Below are 24,085 nucleotides of genomic sequence, written 5' to 3' on the forward strand. Positions count from 1 at the left end.
AGAATTGTTTTCTTTATACTAAATAAGAGGAAAGAAAAATTGGAAGAAAAGTAATTCAACATACCATACAAATAATTCTTGATAAATTCTTCCATTATAATTTACCAGTTGTTGTTGCTAAGACTAGTTCTTCCATTTCAAGAGTTAAATACAAACCTTCTATTGCTAAAGTCGCTTTCACTATTTTTAGCTTTTGTAGAAGAAGAATTATCCTACGAAAATCACACGACTCCACATCAAAAGACTATTTTACCGGTTACTATAAAGATAGTTATTTCGGTATAAGCCTATTAAATGACGAAAAAACAAATAAGAATATACAAGATTGTTATACTCAATTATTTGAACTCATTAATTCAATAAGAATAAACGGAAAATTAGTATTATAATATTTAAAAGATATCACTACAAAGGGCAATTATCATACTCTTTTATCTTTTTAGTTTCACCCTCTTATGCTATTTTTTATATGTCTACACATGACCAAAGCCTCTGTAACGATAAAGTTCAGAGGCTTTATTTTTTTCAGAATTATAATTTTAATTCGTTGACAGTTAGTAAAAAATGGGTTACATTCTTGATAATGATAATCATTTTCAATTGAAAATAATCGTTTAGAAGGGTTGGAATACATATGAAAAACAAAAAGTCATTTTTATTCATGTTAACGTTCGCTATTATGGCTATTTTTGCATTAGTAGGCTGTTCGAGCGATTCTTCAAAAGAGGAGACAGAAGAAAAAGAATCCACAACTTCAACTGAAACAGATTCCCAATATCCAATGACGATTAAACATGCATTAGGGGAAGCTGTGATTGAAAGTAAACCAGAACGAGTTGTGACGATTCAATGGGGAAATCAAGATGTCGCTTTAGCCCTTGGTGTAGTACCAGTCGGTTTTTCAGCTGCAAACTTTGGTGTTCAAGATGATAGCGGTTTATTACCATGGACAAAAGAAAAGTTAGATGAACTAGGGGCAACAGACCCGAACGTTTTCCAAGATACAGATGGTTTAGATTTTGAAGCAATTTCCGATGCAGATCCGGACGTTATTCTTGCTGCATATTCTGGTATTACAGATGAAGATTATGAAACATTAACGCAAATTGCTCCAGTAGTCGCTTATCCAGATGCACCATGGGCAACAACTTGGCGTGAACAAGTGGAACTTAATGCACAAGGTATGGGCATGAAAGAAGAAGGCGAGCAATTAATTCAAGATATCGAAAGTTTAATTGATGAAAAATTATCTGCGTACCCTCAAATCGAAGGGAAAAAAGTCGTGTGGGTGAACTTCTCAGCAGATGATTTATCCCAATTACATATTTATACGCCAATTGATTCCCGTGTATCCTTCTTAAAGGAGTTAGGTCTGACGTATCCAGAAAGTGTAACGGAACTGATTACGGATCCTTCAAGCTACTCATTAAATTTAAGTGCTGAAAACGTTGAAGCCTTATTTGATGCAGACATTATCGTTGGTTATGGCGATGATGCCCTTTACGAAACAATTAAAGCGGATCCTTTACTTGGAAAAATTCCAGCTGTTGAAAGAGGTTCTGTCGCATTCATTACAAGTGACACGCCATTAGTCGCAGCGGGTACACCAAATCCACTTTCAATCGAATATACAATTGATGAATATTTAAAATTAATTGGTGGGGCAATTGATAAAATTGAAGAATAATCAATACAACTCTAAAAAAAAGAAACTAGATTTGCATGTGCCGAAATATTTTTCCCTTATTTTAACGATTGGGTTCATTTTATTAATCGTCACAATCATTGCTTCTCTAGTATTAGGAGCACGGGTAGTTAGTTTCCAAGAATTAATGGATGGGTTATTTTATCAAAACCAAGATTCATACGGTGCCAACGTAGTGCAAAGGCGAATATCGCGAACAATTTTTAGTTTGTGCTGTGGTGTTGCGTTAGGGGTTGCCGGTGTCCTGATGCAAACAGTGACCCGCAATCCATTAGCAGACCCGAGTATTTTAGGTGTTAATACTGGTGCAGCACTGTTTGTAGTAGTCGGTATATCATTTTTTAATATTACGACAGCCAGCCAATATATATGGTTAGCTTTAATCGGAGCTGCTGTCACAGCAGTTTTCGTATTTGGAATAGGCTCTATGGGGCGTGGTGGTGCAACGCCAATTAAATTAGTGTTAGCTGGAGCTGCAACTACTGCAGCTCTTTCTTCACTTGTCACAGCGATTATGATTCCAAGTCAGTATGCGATGGATCAATTTCGCTATTGGCAAGTAGGAAGTGTTGGCTCTGGATCATGGGATTCCATCCTGCTCTTCATTCCTTTTCTACTAATGGGAGTATTGATCGCCTTTGTATCCGCACCAGCATTAAATGCCTTAGCATTAGGTGACGATGTGGCGTCGGGTCTTGGTGTACGGCCGGGTGTGCTACGAGTATTTGTGATTTGTGCGGGTGTTATTTTATGTGGCGTAACAACTGCTTTAGCCGGTCCTATCGGTTTTATCGGTCTTTTAGCTACCCATGCGATGCGTTTAGTAATTGGACCAGATTTACGCTTCTTAATTCCGATGTCAGCCTTAGCTGGGGCAATTATTTTAACGATTTCTGATGTGTTTGGTCGATTGCTTGGAAGTCCTGGAGAACTAGAAGTTGGTATTGTGACAGCCTTTATTGGCGCACCTATCCTCATCTTACTAGCAAAAAGATCGAAGGTGAGGTCATTATGAGAAATCAGACGGTTGAAACGAATTTTATCGTAAAAGGAATGCGTCAACGAAGAAGACGTTGGATTTTTGTTACGAGTTTATTAAGTATATTAGCAGTCATCCTTTGTGGTGGGATGCTTTTATTAGGAAACACGATTTATCCAGTAGATGTCGTTATTCGTACATTAATGGGGGAAGATATTGCAGGGGCTAATTTTGCCATCAATACAATTCGTCTTCCCCGAATGATTACGGGCTTATTTGCAGGATTTGCCTTTGGGGTAGCAGGTTACATTTTTCAAACGATGTTACGTAACCCATTAGCGAATCCAAATATTTTAGGTATTACATCCGGTTCCAGTGTGGCCGCTGTATTTTGTATAATCGTCCTCCATACAAGTAATACCGTTGTATCGATTGCGGCAGTCGTTGGGGGAGTAATTACAGTCATTGTGATGTATCTTTTATCCCGTGGTCGTTCCTTTTCAATTGGTCGTTTAATCATTATTGGGATTGGGATGCAAGCGATGTTAGATGCGGTCATTTCGTACTTGATTCTGAAAAGTGCCCAACAAGATATTACGGTAGCTTTAAGGTGGTTAAGTGGGAGTCTAAATGGTTCCAAAATGAGTGAAGTACTTCCGTTAATTTTAATTGTCGTTATTTTCACACCTATACTACTTGCCCTTGGTAAACAGTTAAACATGCTAGAATTAGGGGAGCAAATGGCAACTTCTCTTGGCATCGCTACCGATAAATTGCGTATTACTTTAATCGTAAGTGCCGTATTTATCATTGCGATTGCGACAGCAACAACGGGACCAATTGCCTTTGTTTCCTTTTTAGCAGGACCAATTGCGAATCGACTAGTTGGTGCTAGTGTGTCAAATATTCTCCCAGCAGGTCTAGTCGGAGCGAATCTCGTATTATTTGCAGATTTAATAGGACAGTTTGCATTTGAATATCGATTCCCAGTAGGGGTGATTACCGGATTACTCGGAGCACCTTATTTAATTTATCTGCTAATTCGAATGAACCGAAAAGGAGAATTATAATGAGCAACACACATGTTTTTCGAGCAGAACGTCTTGTTTCTGGCTATGATCATAAGACGATCATTCATGGAATTGATCTCGACATTCCACAAAATAAAATCAGTGTCATTATCGGTGCAAATGGTAGTGGGAAATCAACCCTTTTAAAAACGATGGCCAAACTGATTAAACCGACAGAAGGTGATGTCACGCTAGATGGGAAAGTGATTAACAAATATCCGCCGAAGCAATTGGCCCGTATGTTAGGCCTTCTCCCGCAATCACCAGTCGTTCCGGATGGGATTACGGTGGCCGATTTAGTCGGTCGGGGAAGATTTCCGCACCAATCATTATTTAGTGGATGGTCGAAACAAGATTATGAAGCGGTAGAAGAAGCGATGGAATTTATGAATATTATTGAATTTGCGAATCGCGATATCGACGAACTTTCAGGTGGTCAAAGACAACGGGTTTGGATTGCGATGGCCCTTGCCCAACAAACCGATATTTTACTGCTAGATGAACCGACTACCTTTTTAGATATTACGTATCAAGTTGAAATTTTAGATTTACTTACAAATTTAAACCGTAAATATGGTACGACGATTGTTATGGTATTGCACGATATTAACTTATCAGCCCGGTATGCAGACTATATTTTTGCGGTAAAAGAAGGAAAGCTGATTGCAGAGGGAAAACCGACAGAAGTGCTAACGAGTGATTTAGTCGAATCGGTTTTCGACTTAAACTGTGTTGTCATTCCAGATCCCGTTTCTGATACGCCATTAGTCATTCCAAAAGGGCGTTATCATGTAAAAGATGGGGATATTTAAAACATTCAACAAATCACCTCTATATGAAAAATAGAGGTGATTTTCTCTTTAAGGGTTTAAATTAATTATGGAGAGGGTATAGGAAAAATTGGCGCTAAGGTTAATGAAACCTTTCATATAAAGAGAACGTAAATATGATAGAGGGGGTCGCAAAATGTATTTAGAACTGAATGTTACTTCTATAACGGTTGCTATTCTTTTTATATTTGTTGCTTATTATGTTGGGGTTAAAAAGCAAACTTGGATTTTAAAAGGCTTTAATCAAGAAAGAATTAGGGACAAGGATCGACTAGCAGAAATTGCAGGATTTTTCTTTTTAAATAGTGGGTTTTTCCTACTTTTAAATGGTGTTATTCACATCCCTTATCAAGATTCGTTTACCCCTTCCATCATTCTTGCTTATGGTGCGTGTACGATAATTTATGTTCATAAAACATTAGTCGATAAATGAGGTGGGCGATTGCTAAACAATAGCGGTCGCTTTTTTAATATGGATGGGATTAGGAGGTTTTATTTGATTAACATACAAACGAACTCCGATAAAAATGATCGTAGTTCATGAAATTTATGGGATTAATCAGCATATGAAAGATGTTTGCGCTACTTTGTCCCAATGGGGCTTTAATGTAATTTGTCCAAACTTATTAGAAAAAGAAACACCATTTGACTATTCATCGGAGGAAGATGCGTATCAACATTTTATGAAGCATATCGGGTTATTAAATGGGGCAAATACAATCAAAAGTGTATTGCGAGAAGTGAAAGATCGATATAAAGAGATTTTTATCGTTGGTTTTAGTGTTGGGGCTACCGTTGCTTGGGTATGTAGTGAAGAAGAGGGGATCAATGGTGTGGTTTGTTACTACGGTTCGCGAATTAGAAATCATTTAGAGATTGAACCAATATGTCCAACAATGCTGTTCTTTCCAGAAACTGAAAAGTCTTTTGACGTCGACGAGTTAATCGCATCCATCGAAAAAACAAATCCAAACATACATAAATTAAAAGGGAAACACGGATTTACTGATCCATACAATTCCAATTATCATATCCAGTCTACACAAGAAACTTTTCATATGACGATGAACTTTTTATTACAGCACTAGTTACATAAACGAAATGTTCTTTTGAAAAAGTGGGAATACAAAGTAAAATCCCTTCTTTCAACATAAAAGTAGGGATTTCTTTGAAAAAGCTTGTCATTTTTTATTGCTTAATTTTCATATTCCCCAATGGGATTTTGATAAGGATACCAATACCTGCACCTAAAATTAAACATAATATCGGCAAAAAAACAGGACCGATTAGCACGCCAAACAGCTTAAAATTCGAGGAATAAATTACGCCTATAGTTCCTATATAAGCACTAATGACAAAGGGTAAAAAGGAATAGGGTGACGATTTTCCTTCAGCCCAACGATAAGCATCCCAAATCGAATACATATAAACACAAGGGTAAAACATAAGCCATTGATAATTTGTTTCCTCAATGGCTAATGGAATATCTCCATAAAAGCTATAAATAATTACTGTATTTAAATTTGATTGAACGTTGATGATAAATTCTAATATAATCAAAAATAATCCTTTGATAAGTTGACCATTTAAAAGTTGGCCGAGACCAGGTAAAGCAATACTCCAAAGGATTTTCTCGATTTGTCCTGATTTTGACATTTTATTCACTTCTTATATTTTGTTTTAAAATAGGTAATTTCCACTATCAATCGGTCATCTCTTTATTCTTCGCTAATCTGTCCTTATCTGCCGTTCCTGGCGGTTGCTCCAGCCATCCGTGTTCAATTACGATGTCGGCCCCATCTTTTGTATATTGAGCAATTTCAAGGGAGAATCGATTATAATTTAGAATGAGATCACTTCTTTGACTAGCAGCAGCAGCTGTTGCGTAATTTCCTATACCAGCTGCACTTATTAAGGACATATGAAACATCGTTAGTTTGTCCGAAAATGGCGGTATAGTTGAATCCGTTATCACAACATCTGATGGGGAAGGTGCTTGTACATCATTTTCAAGCAACGTTTTAGTAAAGATTTGAATATGTTTTTTTGATATATCTCTTCCTTTTAACATCCATTTTTGTATTTTCTGTTCTGGTGAAGCTTGGGCAAAACTAAGGGCAAGTTTACTTCCTAAAAGATTCGTTTGTATGTTCATAAATAAATGGGATATTTCCACTACATTTAAAGGTCGTTTATGACTTAAAGGATTAAGTCCACTTAAATATTTTTTACTGTCGATAAAATCTTTTGTAGTTGGATAAGGAATATAAGGTGCTCTTACAAATATTCCTTTTGAGAGTAGCACTTTTGAACTTTGTTCAAACAATTGTACTGCTCCTTCTAAACTATCAATGAAATAACTTCTTACATCATCCCTAGCACTCATTGAAATAAATCCACTATATTGAAGCATTGCAATTTTAGCCATATGATTTAAATAAGTAATCATAAAGGTATCGGTATACATACGAGGAGCGTTCATATTTACATCATCAGTAGTAAACCCTGTTGGTGTTGGCATTTCTTCCTCTTGAAATAGGCTTGTTAACTTTTCGATATGAGCAGCTGAACTATCATAAGCGAACTGAACAATCGTCCTAATCTCCTCATCTTCTACATCTTTTAAGAAATATGCTAATACACACTTAGACATGCTATCATACATAAAGTTAGTCCATATCGATCCAATCTCACTAGATGTAAGCAATATTTGATGTTTCGCCATAGCTGACCTCCAAAGAACATATTGATATATTTATTCTTTGCCAATACTAGCGTTTTCAAACGAAAGGAGCAAACATAAATTGTACGAAGCCTATTCCTTGAATGAGTGGAATGTCAAAAAGGTTACTACCCATCATTCTCCTAATACTATTTGAACAAGAGGGTTTCGCGTGTCGTCCATTAAAATTACTTATAAAATAAAAGGAAGGTGGAAGGTCGTTGCGAAAGGTCGAAGTAAGTTCCTATAGTGAAAAGTGGTCTTTCGATTTCGCGGAAGAGGCTGCAAAACTGAAGCTTATTTTTGGAAATGAAATAGTAGATATCCATCATATTGGTAGTACATCTGTTCCAGGTCTAAAAGCGAAACCAATAATCGACATCATGCCCGTCGTTCAGGACATTGCATCATTGACCAATACAATCAAGCGATGCAAAACATTGGATATAAACCTAAAGGGGAGAATGGTATCCCTGGACGGAGATACTTTCAAAAAGGTGGAGACAATCGCTCCCACCATGTTCATATTTATCAAGTTGGAAGTAAAGAAATCCATCGACATTTAGCTTTTCGTGATTACTTAAAAAGTTATCCGGATATAATGGAGCGCTATAGTGAGTTAAAGGAACGTTTAGCTCAACAATTTCCGTATGATATTGACTCCTATATAAAAGGAAAAGAATTGCTTGCAAAAGAAATAGAAGAAAAAGCATTGGAATGGATTGGGATAATTGGATGAGTGGAAGGGCTGAAGGTCGTTAAATTGATCATCAGCTCTTTTTTGTGTTAACGAGTGATGGTAGCTGTATTAAAATTATTGAAACCTTTGAAGGCAATTGTTTGAAGTGGAAATGTGACAAAAATGATGTTCAAGGAAACGAAGGATATATTCGGGATAATGTAATACAAGTAAAAACCATTCTATATCGAATGGTCTTTTTCATTTGCATCGTGACAAACTAAACGATCTATCACTTTTTTCGTATAAGGCATAAAGAAATGCAGTATGAGCCCGCCAAAACAAACGGTTAAAATTGTTCCGACGCCAATTGGTCCTTTAAAAATGATGGCCAGTATTAAAAAGACGAAGTAAATAACTGTCCTCGAAAAGAATAGGGTCTTTTTCGTTAATTCTTGAATGATTAAAGTAAGTCGGTCAATTGGAATCGGTGCAAAATTTGTATGTAAATAAATTGCGGTTCCTAATCCAATCGTAACCAAGCCAATGCTAAAGCAAAGAACTTTGCTCAACATAAGTTCAGGTGTTACCAAATCATGCAATAAAAAAAGCCATAGATCGATACCAATACCGGTTATAAAGGCAGTTACCAATCCTAAAACTTCAGGTCTTTCTTTTTTTAATAACGCATTACAACAGATTAATAAAAAGGCGATAATAATTTCCCAACTTCCCACTGTTAGTCCTACATTATTTGATAGTCCTACTAAAAGGGCATCAAAAGGGGAAGTGCCAAGGTCCGATTGTAAAGTGAAAGAAATACCAAAGGTTAAAATTAAAATTCCGAATACGTACAAAACAATTTTCACTTTACTCGACCTCTTTATCATCATTTTTGTTGCAAATACAACAAATTTACTCTACATTAAATATAGATGATTTTTTATTGTATTTGCAACAATAAAGTAGGAGTGGTAACGATGAAAGACATTCTTCGTGAAATTGGTATGATCGCAAGGGCATTGGATTCAATAAGCAACATCGAATTTAAAGAATATGACCTGACAAAAGGACAATATTTGTATTTAGTGCGAATCTATGAAAACCCTGGAATCATTCAAGAAAAATTAGCTGAAATGATAAAGGTAGATCGAACAACGGCCGCTCGTGCAATAAAAAAGCTGGAGTTACATGGCTTTATTGAAAAGAAAGATGATGAACAGAACAAAAAAATAAAAAAACTTTACCCGACAGAAAAGGGTAAGAAAGTTTATCCTTTTATTAAACGAGAAAATGATTATTCCAACAGTGTGGCATTACAGGGATTTTCCGAAAAAGAAGCAGAAATACTGTTTGATTACCTTTATCGAGTAAGAAAAAATGTGGAAACCGATTGGGAATTTGTTAAAAAGGGGAACAAGAGAAGTTATTGATGGAGGAGGGGGCTATGCAAATGACTGTGAACATAAAATTATGTACGCTAGAAGACTTACAAACGTTGCAAGAAGTAAGTATCGAAACGTTCTACGATACATTTAAAGACCAGAATTCGCCGGAAAACATGAATACTTACTTAGAAAAGGCATTTAACTTAAAACAGTTAGAAAAGGAATTATCCAATAAAGGTTCCCAATATTATTTTGTTTATTTTCAAAATGAAGTCGCCGGCTATTTGAAGGTGAATATTGGTGATGCCCAATCGGAAGAAATGGGTGATGACTCCCTTGAAATTGAACGAATCTATATAAAGGAATCATTTCAAAAACATGGCCTTGGTAAATATTTATTAAATAAAGCGATGGACATTGCGATGGAATATAATAAAAAGAAAATTTGGTTAGGTGTATGGGAAAAAAATGAAAACGCCATCGCTTTTTATAACAAAATGGGGTTTGTTCAAACGGGTGCCCACTCGTTTTATATGGGGGATGAGGAACAAATCGACTATATTATGACGAAAACGCTCGCTAATTAAAGGGGGGATTCGAATGTATATTCCTAAATATTTCAAATTGGAAGAGGAAGAAGTCATTTATGATTTGATCGAACAATATGGATTTGCCACTTTAGTTTCCCAACATAAAGGAGAACCTTATGCAACCCATCTACCACTAATGTTAAATAAAGGTGAAAAGGCTTTATATGGCCATTTTGCCCGGCCAAATTTACAGTGGAAGGATGCTGGAGACCAGCAAGTGCTTGCGATATTCCAAGGTCCCCATTGCTATATTTCACCTTCTTGGTACGAAACAACAAAGGCAGTGCCAACTTGGAATTATGTATCAATCCATGTATATGGAAAGCTTGAGATTATAGAAGATAAAGAAGTCATTTTTAACTCGTTAAATGATTTAGTAAAGAAATATGAAGCGCCCGATAGTCCATACAATTTAGAAAGTGTAGAGCCAAGTTTTATCGAAGGAATGACTAAAGGGATTGTAGCGTTTAAAATACATATTACGAAAATTGATGGGAAAGGGAAATTAAGTCAAAATCATCCTGTTGAACGGCAAGGGCTCGTTATAAAAAATCTAGAAAATACCATCCAACACGACAATATACAAGTAGCTTCTCTTATGAAGAAAAATCTACAAAAATAAAAGAAGTTTTCTATATAATAAGGTTAATCGATAACGGCTTCCAGAGAGTGGGAGCCGATTTTTTTATTTTTTAATAAAAAGTTGAATCGTTTTGTTGTTGTCATTTCTCTAATTAGTATGAGCGAAAGGAGGTTGTACGTTGGAGAGTAAATCAAAGCTAGTAAAGCGTGCGAAAAAGGGGGATACAGAAGCATTTCAGTTGCTCATTCACGAAGAGAAAGAAAAAATGTACAGAATGGCTTATATGTATATGAAAAATGAGGAAGATGCCCTCGAAGTGTTTCAAGAAAGCCTTTATAAAGCTTTAAATTCCATTCGTACATTGAAACAGAACGACTATTTTTCAACGTGGCTAATGAGAATTTTAATAAATACAGCCATCGCCGCATTAAAAAAGAAACAAAAGTTCGTTTTGATGAACAATGAACTTTATGAACAGATAGGGAATGTTACATATTTTCAATCGGAGGAACATTTAGATCTTCTTCAAGCAATGGATGACATTGAAGAAAAGTACAAGACAGTCTTACTATTACGGTTTTATCAAGATTATACCGTTAAACAAATTGCAACGTTTCTCGATTGTCCAGAAGGTACAGTGAAAACGAATATACGCCGCGGATTAGAAATTTTACGTTCAAAATTAAAGGGGGTTTATTTTGATGACAGACAAAACTCGGTCGTTTCAGGAAGAAATGAATCATATTCATGTCCCGACTGAAAAACTAGATGCCATTATCTCGAATACGATTGGCGAATATGAAGGGAAAAGGAAAAAGTTAAAAGGCAACAAAATCGTCTATAGCTTAACCGCTGTTGCAGCTGCCTTTCTACTATTAGTTAGTACGTCTTCAGTCTCACCAGCTATGGCCCATATCGTTTCAAAGATTCCTATATTAGGTTCTGTGTTTAGTGATTCAGGTGACCCTGGTTTAGAACAGGTAAATGAACAGGGATTATCTCAACTCATTGGAACTTCGGAAAGGGTAGGGAACACTTCGATGACGTTAGATGAAGTGTTTTATGATGAGACTCGTTTAACGATAGGGTTTTCCATTGTATCAGAAAAACCAATTGGCGATTTCTATCTATTTTCCGGACCAGAAATCACTATCAATGGAAAAGCCTTTTCAGGTACTAGCACTTATAGCGAAAGGAAACTTTCTTCTATTCATAAAATGGGAATCGTCGATATGGATTCAATGGAAGATTTGCCTGATACTTTTACGCTAGGGGTAACTTTTACTGGGGTAGACGGCAAACAATGGGAGTTCACAACTCAAGTTAATCAAAACAACGAAGTTCAAAATGTAGTTATCAATCACCAACAAAAAGCGAATGGCGTAGATTTAAAAGTATCAGAAGTAAAGGTCAGTCCAGCTAGTTTATTGTTTAGTTATCAAGCAGATTATGATAAAGATTTAGGAAATGGAAGAATCGACTTTAAAGTAATCGATGAGAAGGGGAATGAACTTTCGTCCCATTCAGGCGGTGCCATCGTCGATCATGAAAAGAAACGTATCACAGGTACAATCTTAATTGATCCAAAAAAAGTTGATGTAGAAAAATTAACAGTAACTCCGTATATGATCTTCCCAGAGGCTGAAATGGGTGTCGAGGTCGACCTGCAAGGCAATGAAACAGCAATAACGAAATCCCAAACATATGAAGGACCTGAAATAAACTTTGAAAGCTTTACAGTGACAATACGATAAGACGATGAAAATATAAGAGCGATTGCATGCCCGGTGCAATCGCTTTTCTCTATTTTATGTAATGGACACTCTATATTATAAAATTGGTTGAAAATGATTTAAACGATTCAGCAATCGGGCCAGATTGTGGTATAAACATTGTGTAATGGTAACAATGGGATTTGAAGTCTATACTGATTGAAATTATTGACAATTAGAATATCTCTTTATATGATAGATACATACTGAATGTATGAAAAGAGTTGGAACAAGGATGGCACGCAATAAATATCCGGAGCAAACAATAGAAAAAATTTTGAATGTGGCACAAAAGCTCTTCCTGGAGAAAGGCTTTGATCAAACAACAATTCAAGATATTGTAGATGGACTGGAGGGCATGACAAGAGGTGCGGTTTATCACCACTTCAAATCTAAAGATGAGATTATGGAGGCGTTAATCAACCGAATGTTTTTAGAGCATAATCCATTCGATGAATTACGCAATCGTAGTGATCTTAATGGCTTACAAAAATTGAAATTGGCTGTTACGTTGAATCAATCTAATCAGGAAGGAATTCGAATATCAGAGCAGGCACTGCCATTACTTCAAAACCCGCGTATTTTGGCAGGGATGATTGAGTCTAATCGAAGAAACTTAAGCCCGCTTTGGTTAGAGTTAATGCAAGAAGGAATTGCAGATGGTTCCATCCAAACAGCTTATGCAAAAGAATTATCAGAACTATTGCCATTATTAGAAATATGGTTGATGCCAACAGTCTATCCTGCAAGTCCAGAAGAAATGATTCATAAATTCATATTTATTAGCGATATGTTGACGAAGATGGGCCTACCATTATTTGATGAAGAAATGGTGAGTAGTACTATTCAGCAACAATTGCATCGTCTTGCAGAAAAATAAAATGTCTTATAAAAGGCATTTTATTTTTACAACTATACATACATTTAGTAGGTATGAAAAAGATAGGAGGTATTGTAATGAAACGTATTTCGGGTTTAGTTTTATGGATACTATCGATTGCCGCAGCAATAGTTTGTTTAATTTGTGACTATACGATAAGCACAGATTTAGACTGGTCACTTATTGTTTTACTATCGCTTCTAGCATTTGGGGTGTTGTTTACAGTCGCTTTAAAAGCAAATCATCCTTTAAGAGATAGTTTGGTAAGTATCACATTACTTATTTTACCGTTTTTATTTATATTAAGTATGTTACTTCAACAAAGGCTCATTTTTTCACTTGGTGGTAGTATTGCAGTAATTAGTTGCCTATTTTTATGGTGTGTATACCGTATTTATATGAAGTATAAAAAGCAAATCTATCGAGCGATGAGCATCACTTTTTTAATAACAATACCACTCGTTTTTAGTATTTTGTATAGTTGTATGCACTTCCTCAATTATTTTACTATGGATATAAATTCTAGTGTTTATCATGTATTAGTAATGGTAGTATTATCTTTTATTTCCATAGTAGTCGATTTTGCTAAAAGTAAAACGGTGTGAGGGAATAGTGATGCAGTTAGTGTTGTTACATGGTATGGGCCAAACTGCAGCTAGTTGGCAAGAAACAATTTTAAATTTACCAAATGAATGGCAGATTCATTGTCCTGAATTATTCAAAACTGAAGAAGCATCCACATATAACCAATTATATGAAGAATTTGTAAAGGAATGTGAAAAATATCCAGCACCCTTCCATTTAGGTGGCATTTCCCTCGGCGCTGTGATGGCTTGTCAGTATGCGATTCAATATCCAAAGAAGGTTAAATCTTTACTCTTGATTGCAGTACAACTGAAACCACCTCCGTATTTATTAAAATTTCAACAATTTATCTTCTCTCTTTTACCTAAATCGTATTTTGAAAAGCACAATCTAAATAAAGAACAATTATTGTTATTATGTCGCTCATTGAAAAATCTCAATTTAAAAACAAACCTTCAACAAATACAGTGTCCAGCCATTGCTATTTGTGGGGAAAAAGACTATGTTAATCAACAGGCTTCTAAAGAATTTATTAAGGCTTTAGTGAAGGCTCAATATGCAGTGATTGAACAAGCGGGACATGAAGTAAATATAGAAAAACCAATGGAATTAGCTATTGTGATTAAGCGTTTTTTAAAAGAAGCTTCTAGAAAAAATGAGATAAGAAAAGAAATACCTTAAATAATTTATTAAACGATCAGGTGGATTTTAAATAGGTTTAACGTGGATGACCAGTACCTCCATTTCAATTAGGGAAAGTTTATATACAAACAAGTATAATTGGGTATTTGTTAGTAACGATCTTTAATTATCGGGCGCTTTCCTGAATAAGGATAGCGTCTTTCTTCATAAAAAAGGACAGATTGTTTAGTTGAGAAAACAATATGATTCCAGCACATTTATACTGTCCAACCTTGCTGAACTATTAATCGCTTCTCCAATTCATTTTGATGCCTATAAATTTCCTGAATATTACATTAAAATGAAATAATCATATACAGATGTAGTTCCACACCCATCCACAAGACCTTAAAAATACATTTTGGGTGGACCTTTTGGAATGAGTGCAGGAATGTGAAAATGTTAGCAAGGGGATGAATGGCGTGTTTAACGATTTTAAGATTACAGAAAACCGTCCTATATATATTCAACTTAAGGAATATTTAAAAAGAATGATAACAAACGGGCATTTAATTGAGAACCAAAAACTTCCATCAACTCGTGAACTTAGCTCTTTATTATCAATTAGCCGAAACACTGTTCTAACTGCTTATGCGGATTTGGAACAAGAAGGACTGATCTATGCTGTAAAGGGGAAGGGAAACTTTGTAAGTCGTGTTGAGACATTCAAATCGCTATCTATCCAGTTAAATTGGACTGATAAAGTCAATGAACAAACCTTGTTGGCAGATGAGTTGGACCTTAAAAAGCATGGTATGCGCTGGAATAAGGAATTTATTTCATTTAATAGCATCGCACCAGATGAAAAACTTTTTGATGTGGGAAATTTTAAAAGGGCTTTTTTAAATCGGATGTCTATGGAAGGAGACATCGTTCTTAACTATGGATATGCAAAGGGCTATCAACCACTTATCGAATATTTACTTCACTATATGGAAATTAAAGGGGTAGACACTAGAAATAAAGATATATTAATTACTAACGGATTTACTGAAGGTCTGGATCTCATTTTATCCTCTTTAACTAAAAAGAACGGGCGTGTTCTTTGTGAAAATCCAACCAATGATTCTGCACTTAAACTCTTTCGATTACATGGCTTCGAAATCGATGGAATTGAAATGGATAATGACGGCGTCAATATTCGTCAGTTAGAAACATTACTATCAAAAAAAGAATATGATTTTGCATACTTAATTCCGTCTTATCATAATCCAACGGGTATAGTAACGTCCTCACAAAAAAGGAAAGAAATTATGGATTTGTTTTCCGCATATCAGTTACCAATCATTGAAAATGGATTTAATGAAGAATTACGTTATTCAGGGTCACATCTTGCATCATTGGCATCCTTCGCTGGACAGGGCAATAATGTTATTTATATTAGCAGCTTCTCTAAAATTCTTTTTCCTGGCTTACGGGTTGGCTGGATTTTGGCAGATAAAGAGTTAATTAATTTCTTAGAAAGTATGAAAAGAGCCCGAACAATTCATACGTCTACATTAGATCAAGCCGTGTTATATCAATATTTGAATGATGGTTACTTTGAGAAGTATTTAAAAAAAGCTAAATCCGTTTATAAGAGAAAGCATGAATTAACGGTTCATTATTGTCAGCAATTTATTCCATTCAAACGATTAACTGGTGACGGTGGACTGCACCTTTTTATAGAACTAGAAGACCACATCGATGCACGAAAACTTTTAGAAAAATGTTATCAAAAGGGCGTTGTTTTCTTACCAGGTAATATTTTTCACACGGACAACAGTGGACACCATACCTTACGATTAGGATTTTCTAGGCTGACAGAAAGAGAGATTATAGATGGCATTAAAATTATAGGGGATACCTTAAAAAATAATTATGGAGGTTAGAAAAATGAGAGTTGGCGTAATTATGGGAGGAGTTTCTTCCGAAAAGCAAGTGTCGATTATGACAGGTGAAGAGATAATCGAGCATTTAGATAAAAATAAATATGAAATTGTCCCAATCTACTTAGAGAACAAAGATGGCCTAGTGGAAAAGGTAAAAGATATTGAGATTGCACTACTGGCGTTGCATGGAAAATTCGGTGAGGACGGTACCATTCAAGGTGCTTTTGAAACCATGGGCATTCCATATACAGGGAGCAGCATCCTATCTAGTAGCTTATGTATGGATAAAAATATCTCAAAAAAAATCATCCGATTTGAAGGTGTACAAACGCCCGATTGGATTCACCTTCCAAATATGGAGGACCTTAAACTGGAAGAATTAGAAAAAAATGGTTTCCCACTAGTCGTAAAACCTAATTCAGGTGGTTCGAGTGTAGGGGTAAAAATTGTTTATGACAAAGAAACGCTAAAGCCTGCTATTGAAGAAGTGTTCAAATGGGATTCCGAAGTAATCATTGAAAAGCTAATTACGGGTGAGGAAATTACTTGCTCCATTTTGGATGGAAAGCTTTTACCGGTGATTTCGATTCGTCATCAGGGTGAGTTTTTGATTATACGTCCAAATATGATGATGTGGCTACCATTGAAGAGGTGGTCCAGCTCCCTCCCGAAATACAGAGCCGTGTTGATTTATCTGCAATGACTTGCTATAAATCATTGAAATGTAGTGTTTACGCCCGAGTCGACATGATATTGAAAGATGGTATCCCCTATGTGATGGAGGTAAATACATTACCTGGGATGACGAAAAATAGTTTGTTTCCCAAAAGTGCACAGGGAGCGGGTATTCCTTATCATAAGCTACTTGACTTAATCATTGAACATTCATTGAATGTGAGAGGAAAATATTAATTTGTAAAATATTATTAAATTATAAACCCTAATGGGAGTTTTACTATAAAAGGATGATCCTATATTGCTGAATTTTCTTATTCCAAAATTGGCGCAACACTCTACTTTGTAAAATTAGAGATAAGTAATGAAGAAATAATTGATTCTTATTTAACAGGTACCACCATGAAGTTTATATGTATGTATATCCAGGCTGCTGACAGGCAGCCTGCTTTAGTTATTGTCTACTTTTAACGTTACTTCTTTTATTCAATTGATCTTCTCCCCAATAGCAAATTGCATCTAATACAGGAATTAGTGATAAACCCTTTTCCGATAAACTATATTCTACTTTTGGAGGCACTTGAGGATATTCTTTTCGATTAATTAGTTGATCACCCTCAAGTTCCTTTAGTGTATTGGTTAATGTTTTAAAAGAAATATTGCCAAGCATCCGTTTCAACTGGTTATAGCGAATAGGGTTATTGTTTAAATATAAAGCATATAAAACTGTCATTTTGTATTTTCCACCAATTAATGACAAAGTATATCCAAAACCAGTATCCTTCAAATTACCTTTTAATACATAAGATTCTTTTTCCATTTAACACTCTCCTTTAGGTTAGTATCATACTTAAATTACCGTACTTGTAGAATGTTATAGCATACAATAATATGAATGTACATCAAAATATGATGCAAATAAGGGAGAAGGGTGATTAATAATGAAAACCATTGTCTATGCACATCCATGGGAAGGAAGCTATAATCATGCAATCTTAACCGCTATCACGAAAGACTTAGAAGCTAAGGAAGAAAAAGTTCAAGTGATCGATCTTTATAAAGATGGGTTTAATCCCGTATTTACAGCTGAAGAATTGGCGCAATTTAATAGAGGAGAAACCCCCTACGAATTAGTTAAGGAATATCAAAAAAAATTAAGCCAGGCAACGGAGTTGATTTTTATTTTTCCTGTCTGGTGGTGGGATTTACCTGCTATTTTAAAAGGATTTATTGATAAAGTAATGCTGAGTGGCTTTGCTTTCCAAGAGGATAAAAAAACAAATACTCTGAAAGGTTTATTGACAAATATAGAAAAAACAACTGTCATTTCAACTTCTACAACGGATAAAAATTATATTGAATCTGAAGGAGGAAATGCTATTTGGGGGGTCTTCATTAACCGAACTCTAGCTGACCTAGGAATTAAAAATGAACACACTAAATGGATTCATTTTTCTGGAGTTAACTTAACAACAGATGAGAAGAGGAAACAATTTTTAAAAGAAATAACCCTAGAAATTTAAAGTAGAATGAACTGAATAGAAGATATTTGTGAGAAATGGACTTAAACAAACGGTTGCGATTTTAAATAAGGAGAAAAGCTTAGTAAGTGTAATTTTCGTTCTTTCACAATCGGGCGCTTTCCTTGAATAAGGAAAGTGCTTTATTCAAATTAAAGGGCGATATTGTTGAGAAGTGCTTATAAGTAGGGAAGTGTAAAAAAAACCTAGAGCGAAATACATATTTTGGTAGTTATCTATTTTATATCACTATATAATGAATTAAAAGGGGTTTTTGTCATGTTGGTAAATTCCATCATCTATTGATGGCCGATATTAATTGCAATTGTTTTTATTGTCTTTCAAGCAATGGTGAGTATTAAAAGAAGGGTACTGTGGAGTTTAGTTCTTTCAACACTTTTCACAGGCTTTACACTATTTGCATTCTCCTTTTTTAATCTAGTTGTCATACTAGTATTTTTCTGTGTTATATCCTGGGCAATCTCACTTGTCACATATTTTACAAGGTAATTAAGCAATGTAATTGAAGTTAATTTCAATGACTAATAATGCTGACATGCTCTATTGGAAGTGACTGTACGTTAATGAAATCCATTATATATTGATATGTAATTACTATGTAAGTCTTTATGTATAACTAATGAGGGGCTTGTTAAATAACGATTTTCCACAATCGGGCACTTTCCTTGAATTGAACTGCACTCCAAATGATAAATTTGTGTCTAACATTTGGGGGTCACTTTAGAATAAGGAAAGTGTTTTATTCGATTAAAGAGTCAGATTGTTGAACAACATTATATGAAAGGTTGTCAAAGGACGTATTGGGAACCATATAATTACAATTAAAGTCTATATAAAAAAGGGAAGAATTGGAGACATCATTATGTGGCTAATAATAGGTCTTTTTGCTTTAGTAGCCACTATTGTAAATCTTTATATGTATGCAACAGGTAAAGATTACAAGTTCGCGATGGCAATGGGGTTATCATTTACAGCATTAACACTTTGTACAGAATACAGTCTTGTATCGGAGTGGGTAAAAAAGGAAGATTGGTCACTTTTGGGTGAAGTACCTAATTACGGAAGGGCATTATGGTTTATGACAATTGTTTTTATCTTACTAAATATAGCACCTATATTTTTAGAACGAAAAGGTAAGAAATAATTCTTATTGTCACTTTATTTATATCAGCAGTTCCTATATTAGTCGTAAATCGAAGGAGCGAAGTCTGTTTGGAACAAAATAATAAATTTAAAAATACTATTGAAACTGAAGAAGAATTACGTTCTATTATTGGATTTCCGAGTGAATTAGTAATAAGAAAGATGATTACAGATTTAGACCATCATTGTTATGATTTTATTTCTATGTCACCTTTTTTAGTAATTTCAACTTCTGATAATTTAGGTTTCTGTGATGTTTCACCAAGAGGGGATATGCCTGGTTTTGTTCATGTACTTGATAATAAGCATTTAATTATTCCAGAAAGACCAGGAAACAAAAGAATAGATTCTATGCGTAATATTTTATTAAATCCGAAAGTGGGTCTTTTATTTTTTATTCCGGGATTAGGAGAAACACTCAGAGTTAACGGGAAGGCTTGTTTGGTAAAAGATGATGAACTACTTGAAAAGATGGCTGTTAAAGGACAAAAACCTATTGTAGGTATTGTAGTGGAAGTAGAGGAATGTTTCATACATTGTGCAAAAGCCTTTAAGAGGTCAAAATTATGGGAACCGTCCTCTTGGGCTAATAAAGAAACATTACCAACTGCTGCTAAAATTTTATTTGAACACGCTAAGATTCCAAACTCTAGTGTTGATGTAATTGCTGAAAGACTTCAGGAAAGTTATACAAAAAGACTTTATTGAAAAGGTATTTTTCTTAATCGTCAAAAATGATTTTCAACAGTCGGGTGCTATTTTTAAAAAAATTGTTTAAATATTAAAATTAAATCACTTTATTGTATTTTAACATTTATTAAATTTGTACTGTCACATTGTCCGGATATAATATCTTTTTAATCATTCTGGAGGAAAATATAGATGAAACATAGAATTGCATTATTAGCAGATGTCCATGGAAATACAACGGCGTTAGAGGCGGTTGTCGAAGATGCGGTTCATGAAGGTGTCACTGACTATTGGTTTTTAGGAGATTTAATCATGCCTGGGCCAGGGACAAATGAGTTATTTGAAATATTAGATCGGCTTAAAGTTACTACTTATGTAAAGGGGAACTGGGAAGACAGCTTCCTTGATGTCCTTAATAAAGAAATTGATTTTGATAACGCGACGGATATTTATGTTTCCCGGTTAGCCCAATATCAGTGTGAAAATTTAAATGAAAACAATATGAATCGCCTTAAAAATTTACCATTACATATAACAAAACAAGTGAATCATCTATCTATTAGTATTAATCATCATTTACAAAATAAAAGTTATGGTGGGGATTTATGGCCGACTAACCATCAGGAAAACTTTGATCAGTTATTTGATCAAGATTATGATATTGCTATTTATGCGCATACCCATCATCAATTGTTACGCTATAGTAGCAATGATCAATTAATTATTAACCCGGGAACAATCGGACAACCGTTTTACAGATGGGACAATTTACATTCCGACCAACGTGCCCAATATGCCATTCTTGAAATAGATGATAAAGGGATGGCAGAGGTGAAATTTAAAAAAGTTTCCTATGACATAGAAAAAGAATTCAATAGGGCCATTCAGAAAAAACTACCGTATCTTGATTTATATCGAGAACTACTTGAAACAGGAAAAGCCCATACTCATAATCTTGATTTATTGCAAAAGATAAATGATACATACCATTATAAAGAGGAAATCGTTCAATTTTTTGAGAAAAATTATTGGAACAAATAAAAACAATCAAAAGAAAGTAGGGAGTGGGAAAGTGATAGAAAACAAATTTCCTATCCTTGAAACGGACCGTTTAGTTTTAAGGGAAATCACGCCAGAAGATGCGGAAAATATTTTTACCTATTTATCTGATAAAGAAGTGATGAAATACTATGGATTAGCACCATTTCAATCAGTAGACGAAGCTTTAGATGAAATAGCTTGGTATCAATCCATAAGAGAAAACAATACGGGTATTCGATGGGGGATTACGTTAAAAGGCAAAGGCGAAGTCATTGGTAGTTGTGGCTTTCTAAATATAGTTTCCCAACATTTTCGTTCAGATATTGGCTTTGAACTAAGCAAGGATTACTGGGGACAAGGAATTGCACAGGAATCAATCGAAGCCGTGATTAAATATGGATTCGAACAGCTTAACTTACAACGGATACAAGCATTAATCGAACCACCAAATGAAGCATCACAAAAGCTAGTGGAAAGACAAGGGTTTATAAAAGAAGGACTTTTAAGAAATTACGAGTTTACCAGTGGGAAATTTGATAACCTATATATGTATTCCTTATTAAAAGAAGACTTTGAAAATTAGTAATCAACATGCAGACCATAAGTAAAACCTAACTATTCGATAGACGAGAATAGTTAGGTTATGTTTCAATTAACTTATTTACCACTTACCGCTGATAGCTCTTCTAGGGTAAAGTCTCGGTCATTTCTTAAATGATTTGCCATCAGTTCACCGGCAAGTTCTTCATTTCGCTCCTCGATTGCTTTGTAAATTTCTTCGTGCTCATCAAGTAATTGCGGACGTTTATAAATGTCTAACTTTAAACTAAATAAATAGAACACCGTACGGACCTTTTCCAATATTTCAATCATTTTTGGATTACGGCATTCTCCAGCGATCAAATCATGGAAGCGTTGATTGGCAGCGTATATATTTTTTGACTGTGCTTTTCGAGATTCCTTTAACGTGTTTTTAAGTTCTTTTAGTGTTTCTGGAGTCATATGTTTTGCTGCTTTTTGGGCTGCAAAGCTTTCTACTAAAATACGCATTTCATATATGTTGATCAAATCTTGAACGGTCGGATCATAAATATGCTTGTCCTTAATTAATCCTTCTTGTTCAAGTCGTCGAATTGCTTCGCGAATCGGTGTACGACTTACCCCAATTTCATCGGCAAGCCGTTCTTCAACGACCTTCATACCACCTTTATAAGTGCCGTCTAACATACGATCCCGAATGTATTCATAGGCATATATTTGAGCGCTTTTTTTATCTGAAACCATAATATTACGGCCCCCCGAAAATTTTTTACCACTCTTATTATACTTTAAAAGTTTCCCTTTTTGATGGATTTATAAGAGGAATCTACTTCCATTTTCTATAAGATTCGCTTTTATCTATTAATTTTTAAAACGATTTATTGAAAAGGGCGATAAATCGATATCATATTGACCAGAAAGGATTAATTGACTTAATGCTTGTCCAACGGCACTACTAAATTTAAATCCGTGTCCAGAGAAACCTGCTGCGATGGCCACGTTAGAGTAGTTAGGATGTAAATCGATGATAAAATCCTCATCAGGAGTAAGGGTATACATGCACGTTTTTCCATATTGTAATTGACTGATTTTAGGCATGTATTGATGTAAAAAATGAATTAAATCTCCTTTATCTTCTGGTAATTCTCCAAAGGGAAGGATGGATTCATCTGGATGGATTTGATCTCCGCCATCATGTCGACCTACCTTTAATCCGGCGCCATCAATACTTGGAAAACCATAATATTGTCCATTTGGTGTTTCAAAGGTAAAGGCAGGGAAATGATCTTGATGATACATTTTTTCATCCGCCTGAAACCAAGCAAACGTTTTTCTAACTGGTGAGAGGGGAAGCTCTAAGTCTAACATTGAAAGAAGGCTTCCTGACCATGCACCTGCTGAAACGACTAATGCATCCGAGTAAAAGGTCTGATTGTCGGTCTTTATCGTTACTCTGTCATCCTTAATCAAAATGTCTTTTACCTGACTATTTGTTAAGATTGTCGCACCGTTTAATTCGGCAAGTTCTTGGTAAGCTTTTATACTTTCTTCGCATTTTAGCACGCCAGACGTTGGTTCAAAGCAGCCAATAAAATCATTCGGTAGTGTTATGCCAGGCCAGCGATTATGTACTTCTTTTGAAGACAGAATATCTAATGGTAATGAATATTTTTTCGCACTCGAAATCGTATTTTGGATAAAATCCGAATGTTCCTTGCCCACATTTAAAACTCCTGTCTGGAGAAATAATTGCTTCCCAGTTGCTTTTTCTAAGTCATTCCATAATTCCTGTGCTCTAAGGACAAAGGGAACATATTCTTCACCTTCACCATAAGCGTATCGAATAATTCTAGTTTCCCCGTGATGACTCCCTTTGTTATGAGGTGGGGTACAGGCATCTAATAATAAAGTCTTTTTCCCACTTGTCGATAAAAAATAACCCGCTGCCATACCCATTGAACCTGCACCAATTATAATGACATCATAATTCATCCCATCTCATCCTCCATTCATTGTTCTTGTGATACAAATTATAATGGAGTAGTCTATTGTATACAATATTGGGAAAATATTTGTTTCAATTAAAAGGAAAAACCTTCAATCGAATAGATTAAAGGTTT

General features: G+C 35.1%; 26 protein-coding genes and 2 pseudogenes. 22 read left to right on the forward strand and 6 right to left on the reverse strand.

Annotated features, from left to right (window positions below):
• The first annotated feature begins 634 nt into the window (after window positions 1–634).
• From MHH69_RS02495 to MHH69_RS02520, 6 genes are all read left to right on the forward strand, one after another.
• Window positions 635–1,687, forward strand: coding sequence for an iron-siderophore ABC transporter substrate-binding protein (locus tag MHH69_RS02495; RefSeq protein WP_341361678.1), 1,053 nt, complete (start codon window positions 635–637; stop codon window positions 1,685–1,687).
• Window positions 1,668–2,720, forward strand: coding sequence for a FecCD family ABC transporter permease (locus MHH69_RS02500; protein WP_341361679.1), 1,053 nt, complete (start codon window positions 1,668–1,670; stop codon window positions 2,718–2,720). Before MHH69_RS02495 ends, MHH69_RS02500 begins: the two co-directional genes overlap by 20 nt.
• Window positions 2,717–3,754 (forward strand): FecCD family ABC transporter permease, encoded by a 1,038-nt coding sequence (locus MHH69_RS02505; RefSeq protein ID WP_341361680.1) that lies wholly within the window; start codon window positions 2,717–2,719, stop codon window positions 3,752–3,754. Before MHH69_RS02500 ends, MHH69_RS02505 begins: the two co-directional genes overlap by 4 nt.
• Window positions 3,754–4,566 carry an ABC transporter ATP-binding protein gene (locus MHH69_RS02510; protein WP_122971690.1) on the forward strand — a complete coding sequence of 271 codons (813 nt, stop codon included), beginning with the start codon at window positions 3,754–3,756 and terminating at the stop codon, window positions 4,564–4,566. The genes MHH69_RS02505 and MHH69_RS02510 overlap by 1 nt, the downstream gene beginning before the upstream one ends.
• A 154-nt stretch (window positions 4,567–4,720) precedes the next feature.
• On the forward strand, window positions 4,721–5,017 hold the full coding sequence (locus MHH69_RS02515; protein WP_122971691.1) for a DUF3784 domain-containing protein: 297 nt from the start codon (window positions 4,721–4,723) through the stop codon (window positions 5,015–5,017).
• Window positions 5,018–5,150: 133 nt separating this feature from the next.
• Window positions 5,151–5,672, forward strand: coding sequence for a dienelactone hydrolase family protein (locus MHH69_RS02520; RefSeq protein ID WP_241559299.1), 522 nt, complete (start codon window positions 5,151–5,153; stop codon window positions 5,670–5,672).
• 100 nt (window positions 5,673–5,772) lie between these two features.
• Here the strand turns inward: MHH69_RS02520 and MHH69_RS02525 are convergent, their stop codons facing one another.
• Window positions 5,773–6,240: a hypothetical protein gene (locus tag MHH69_RS02525; protein ID WP_122971693.1), complete on the reverse strand. Its 468-nt coding sequence runs from the start codon at window positions 6,238–6,240 to the stop codon at window positions 5,773–5,775.
• A 46-nt stretch (window positions 6,241–6,286) separates the two neighbouring features.
• Complete coding sequence (locus MHH69_RS02530) at window positions 6,287–7,309, reverse strand: DUF3231 family protein (RefSeq protein ID WP_122971694.1); 1,023 nt, start codon at window positions 7,307–7,309, stop codon at window positions 6,287–6,289.
• 218 nt (window positions 7,310–7,527) lie between these two features.
• Here MHH69_RS02530 and MHH69_RS02535 point away from each other — a divergent pair.
• A pseudogene (locus tag MHH69_RS02535) lies at window positions 7,528–8,045 on the forward strand (GrpB family protein).
• Between the two features lie 182 nt (window positions 8,046–8,227).
• Here MHH69_RS02535 and MHH69_RS02540 read toward each other — a convergent pair.
• Window positions 8,228–8,854, reverse strand: a complete 627-nt coding sequence (locus tag MHH69_RS02540) for a YczE/YyaS/YitT family protein (protein ID WP_122971695.1) — start codon at window positions 8,852–8,854, stop codon at window positions 8,228–8,230.
• A 111-nt stretch (window positions 8,855–8,965) separates the two neighbouring features.
• On the opposite strand from MHH69_RS02540, the gene MHH69_RS02545 reads away from it, so the two are divergent.
• From MHH69_RS02545 to MHH69_RS02590, 10 genes and pseudogenes are all read left to right on the forward strand, one after another.
• A complete protein-coding gene (locus MHH69_RS02545) occupies window positions 8,966–9,418 on the forward strand; it encodes a MarR family winged helix-turn-helix transcriptional regulator (RefSeq protein ID WP_341361681.1) in 453 nt (150 codons plus the stop codon).
• Between the two features lie 20 nt (window positions 9,419–9,438).
• A complete protein-coding gene (locus tag MHH69_RS02550) occupies window positions 9,439–9,960 on the forward strand; it encodes a GNAT family N-acetyltransferase (RefSeq protein ID WP_341361682.1) in 522 nt (173 codons plus the stop codon).
• A gap of 13 nt (window positions 9,961–9,973) precedes the next feature.
• Complete coding sequence (locus MHH69_RS02555) at window positions 9,974–10,585, forward strand: FMN-binding negative transcriptional regulator (protein WP_341361683.1); 612 nt, start codon at window positions 9,974–9,976, stop codon at window positions 10,583–10,585.
• Between the two features lie 139 nt (window positions 10,586–10,724).
• Complete coding sequence (locus MHH69_RS02560; RefSeq protein WP_122973656.1) at window positions 10,725–11,306, forward strand: sigma-70 family RNA polymerase sigma factor; 582 nt, start codon at window positions 10,725–10,727, stop codon at window positions 11,304–11,306.
• Window positions 11,248–12,300, forward strand: coding sequence for a DUF4179 domain-containing protein (locus tag MHH69_RS02565; protein WP_122973655.1), 1,053 nt, complete (start codon window positions 11,248–11,250; stop codon window positions 12,298–12,300). Before MHH69_RS02560 ends, MHH69_RS02565 begins: the two co-directional genes overlap by 59 nt.
• A gap of 253 nt (window positions 12,301–12,553) precedes the next feature.
• Complete coding sequence (locus MHH69_RS02570; RefSeq protein ID WP_122973654.1) at window positions 12,554–13,198, forward strand: TetR/AcrR family transcriptional regulator; 645 nt, start codon at window positions 12,554–12,556, stop codon at window positions 13,196–13,198.
• Window positions 13,199–13,275: 77 nt separating this feature from the next.
• Entirely contained in the window at window positions 13,276–13,803 is a 528-nt protein-coding gene (locus MHH69_RS02575) for a hypothetical protein (protein WP_122973653.1), read from the forward strand.
• A gap of 10 nt (window positions 13,804–13,813) precedes the next feature.
• On the forward strand, window positions 13,814–14,464 hold the full coding sequence (locus MHH69_RS02580; RefSeq protein WP_122973652.1) for an alpha/beta fold hydrolase: 651 nt from the start codon (window positions 13,814–13,816) through the stop codon (window positions 14,462–14,464).
• Between the two features lie 422 nt (window positions 14,465–14,886).
• Window positions 14,887–16,335, forward strand: a complete 1,449-nt coding sequence (pdxR, locus tag MHH69_RS02585) for a MocR-like pyridoxine biosynthesis transcription factor PdxR (RefSeq protein WP_122973651.1) — start codon at window positions 14,887–14,889, stop codon at window positions 16,333–16,335.
• A gap of 4 nt (window positions 16,336–16,339) precedes the next feature.
• Window positions 16,340–17,247, forward strand: a pseudogene (locus MHH69_RS02590) (D-alanine--D-alanine ligase).
• A 217-nt stretch (window positions 17,248–17,464) separates the two neighbouring features.
• Here MHH69_RS02590 and MHH69_RS02595 read toward each other — a convergent pair.
• Window positions 17,465–17,830: a winged helix-turn-helix transcriptional regulator gene (locus MHH69_RS02595; RefSeq protein ID WP_341361684.1), complete on the reverse strand. Its 366-nt coding sequence runs from the start codon at window positions 17,828–17,830 to the stop codon at window positions 17,465–17,467.
• A gap of 121 nt (window positions 17,831–17,951) precedes the next feature.
• Here MHH69_RS02595 and MHH69_RS02600 point away from each other — a divergent pair, with 121 nt between their 5' ends.
• From MHH69_RS02600 to MHH69_RS02620, 5 genes are all read left to right on the forward strand, one after another.
• On the forward strand, window positions 17,952–18,533 hold the full coding sequence (locus tag MHH69_RS02600) for an NAD(P)H-dependent oxidoreductase (RefSeq protein ID WP_122973648.1): 582 nt from the start codon (window positions 17,952–17,954) through the stop codon (window positions 18,531–18,533).
• Between the two features lie 880 nt (window positions 18,534–19,413).
• A complete protein-coding gene (locus MHH69_RS02605) occupies window positions 19,414–19,695 on the forward strand; it encodes a hypothetical protein (protein ID WP_122973165.1) in 282 nt (93 codons plus the stop codon).
• Between the two features lie 68 nt (window positions 19,696–19,763).
• Window positions 19,764–20,402, forward strand: a complete 639-nt coding sequence (locus tag MHH69_RS02610) for a pyridoxamine 5'-phosphate oxidase family protein (RefSeq protein ID WP_122973167.1) — start codon at window positions 19,764–19,766, stop codon at window positions 20,400–20,402.
• Window positions 20,403–20,576: 174 nt separating this feature from the next.
• Entirely contained in the window at window positions 20,577–21,425 is an 849-nt protein-coding gene (locus MHH69_RS02615; protein WP_341361685.1) for a metallophosphoesterase family protein, read from the forward strand.
• 34 nt (window positions 21,426–21,459) lie between these two features.
• A complete protein-coding gene (locus MHH69_RS02620; RefSeq protein WP_122973202.1) occupies window positions 21,460–22,008 on the forward strand; it encodes a GNAT family N-acetyltransferase in 549 nt (182 codons plus the stop codon).
• A 74-nt stretch (window positions 22,009–22,082) separates the two neighbouring features.
• On the opposite strand, the gene MHH69_RS02625 is transcribed toward MHH69_RS02620, so the two are convergent.
• The gene (locus MHH69_RS02625; protein ID WP_122973170.1) at window positions 22,083–22,709 is read right to left on the reverse strand and encodes a GntR family transcriptional regulator; all 627 of its coding nucleotides are present in this window, start codon (window positions 22,707–22,709) and stop codon (window positions 22,083–22,085) included.
• A 117-nt stretch (window positions 22,710–22,826) separates the two neighbouring features.
• Entirely contained in the window at window positions 22,827–23,957 is a 1,131-nt protein-coding gene (gene solA / locus MHH69_RS02630) for an N-methyl-L-tryptophan oxidase (protein WP_122973172.1), read from the reverse strand.
• Window positions 23,958–24,085 lie beyond the last annotated feature (128 nt).

Origin of the sequence: Ureibacillus sp. FSL E2-3493, from assembly GCF_038077515.1 — a bacterium.
In the GTDB taxonomy this organism is placed as follows: Bacteria; Bacillota; Bacilli; order Bacillales_A; family Planococcaceae; genus Ureibacillus; species Ureibacillus halotolerans.

What these genes read in the sequence shown, in the direction of transcription:
- MHH69_RS02495 (WP_341361678.1), top strand. Translation starts at nt 635, where the DNA reads ATGAAAAACAAAAAGTCATTTTTATTCATGTTAACGTTCGCTATTATG.
- MHH69_RS02505 (WP_341361680.1), top strand. Translation starts at nt 2,717, where the DNA reads ATGAGAAATCAGACGGTTGAAACGAATTTTATCGTAAAAGGAATGCGT.
- MHH69_RS02510 (WP_122971690.1), top strand. Translation starts at nt 3,754, where the DNA reads ATGAGCAACACACATGTTTTTCGAGCAGAACGTCTTGTTTCTGGCTAT.
- MHH69_RS02515 (WP_122971691.1), top strand. Translation starts at nt 4,721, where the DNA reads ATGTATTTAGAACTGAATGTTACTTCTATAACGGTTGCTATTCTTTTT.
- MHH69_RS02520 (WP_241559299.1), top strand. Translation starts at nt 5,151, where the DNA reads ATGAAAGATGTTTGCGCTACTTTGTCCCAATGGGGCTTTAATGTAATT.
- MHH69_RS02525 (WP_122971693.1), bottom strand. Translation starts at nt 6,240, where the DNA reads ATGTCAAAATCAGGACAAATCGAGAAAATCCTTTGGAGTATTGCTTTA.
- MHH69_RS02530 (WP_122971694.1), bottom strand. Translation starts at nt 7,309, where the DNA reads ATGGCGAAACATCAAATATTGCTTACATCTAGTGAGATTGGATCGATA.
- MHH69_RS02545 (WP_341361681.1), top strand. Translation starts at nt 8,966, where the DNA reads ATGAAAGACATTCTTCGTGAAATTGGTATGATCGCAAGGGCATTGGAT.
- MHH69_RS02550 (WP_341361682.1), top strand. Translation starts at nt 9,439, where the DNA reads ATGACTGTGAACATAAAATTATGTACGCTAGAAGACTTACAAACGTTG.
- MHH69_RS02555 (WP_341361683.1), top strand. Translation starts at nt 9,974, where the DNA reads ATGTATATTCCTAAATATTTCAAATTGGAAGAGGAAGAAGTCATTTAT.
- MHH69_RS02565 (WP_122973655.1), top strand. Translation starts at nt 11,248, where the DNA reads ATGACAGACAAAACTCGGTCGTTTCAGGAAGAAATGAATCATATTCAT.
- MHH69_RS02570 (WP_122973654.1), top strand. Translation starts at nt 12,554, where the DNA reads ATGGCACGCAATAAATATCCGGAGCAAACAATAGAAAAAATTTTGAAT.
- MHH69_RS02575 (WP_122973653.1), top strand. Translation starts at nt 13,276, where the DNA reads ATGAAACGTATTTCGGGTTTAGTTTTATGGATACTATCGATTGCCGCA.
- MHH69_RS02580 (WP_122973652.1), top strand. Translation starts at nt 13,814, where the DNA reads ATGCAGTTAGTGTTGTTACATGGTATGGGCCAAACTGCAGCTAGTTGG.
- MHH69_RS02595 (WP_341361684.1), bottom strand. Translation starts at nt 17,830, where the DNA reads ATGGAAAAAGAATCTTATGTATTAAAAGGTAATTTGAAGGATACTGGT.
- MHH69_RS02600 (WP_122973648.1), top strand. Translation starts at nt 17,952, where the DNA reads ATGAAAACCATTGTCTATGCACATCCATGGGAAGGAAGCTATAATCAT.
- MHH69_RS02605 (WP_122973165.1), top strand. Translation starts at nt 19,414, where the DNA reads ATGTGGCTAATAATAGGTCTTTTTGCTTTAGTAGCCACTATTGTAAAT.
- MHH69_RS02615 (WP_341361685.1), top strand. Translation starts at nt 20,577, where the DNA reads ATGAAACATAGAATTGCATTATTAGCAGATGTCCATGGAAATACAACG.
- MHH69_RS02625 (WP_122973170.1), bottom strand. Translation starts at nt 22,709, where the DNA reads ATGGTTTCAGATAAAAAAAGCGCTCAAATATATGCCTATGAATACATT.
- solA (WP_122973172.1), bottom strand. Translation starts at nt 23,957, where the DNA reads ATGAATTATGATGTCATTATAATTGGTGCAGGTTCAATGGGTATGGCA.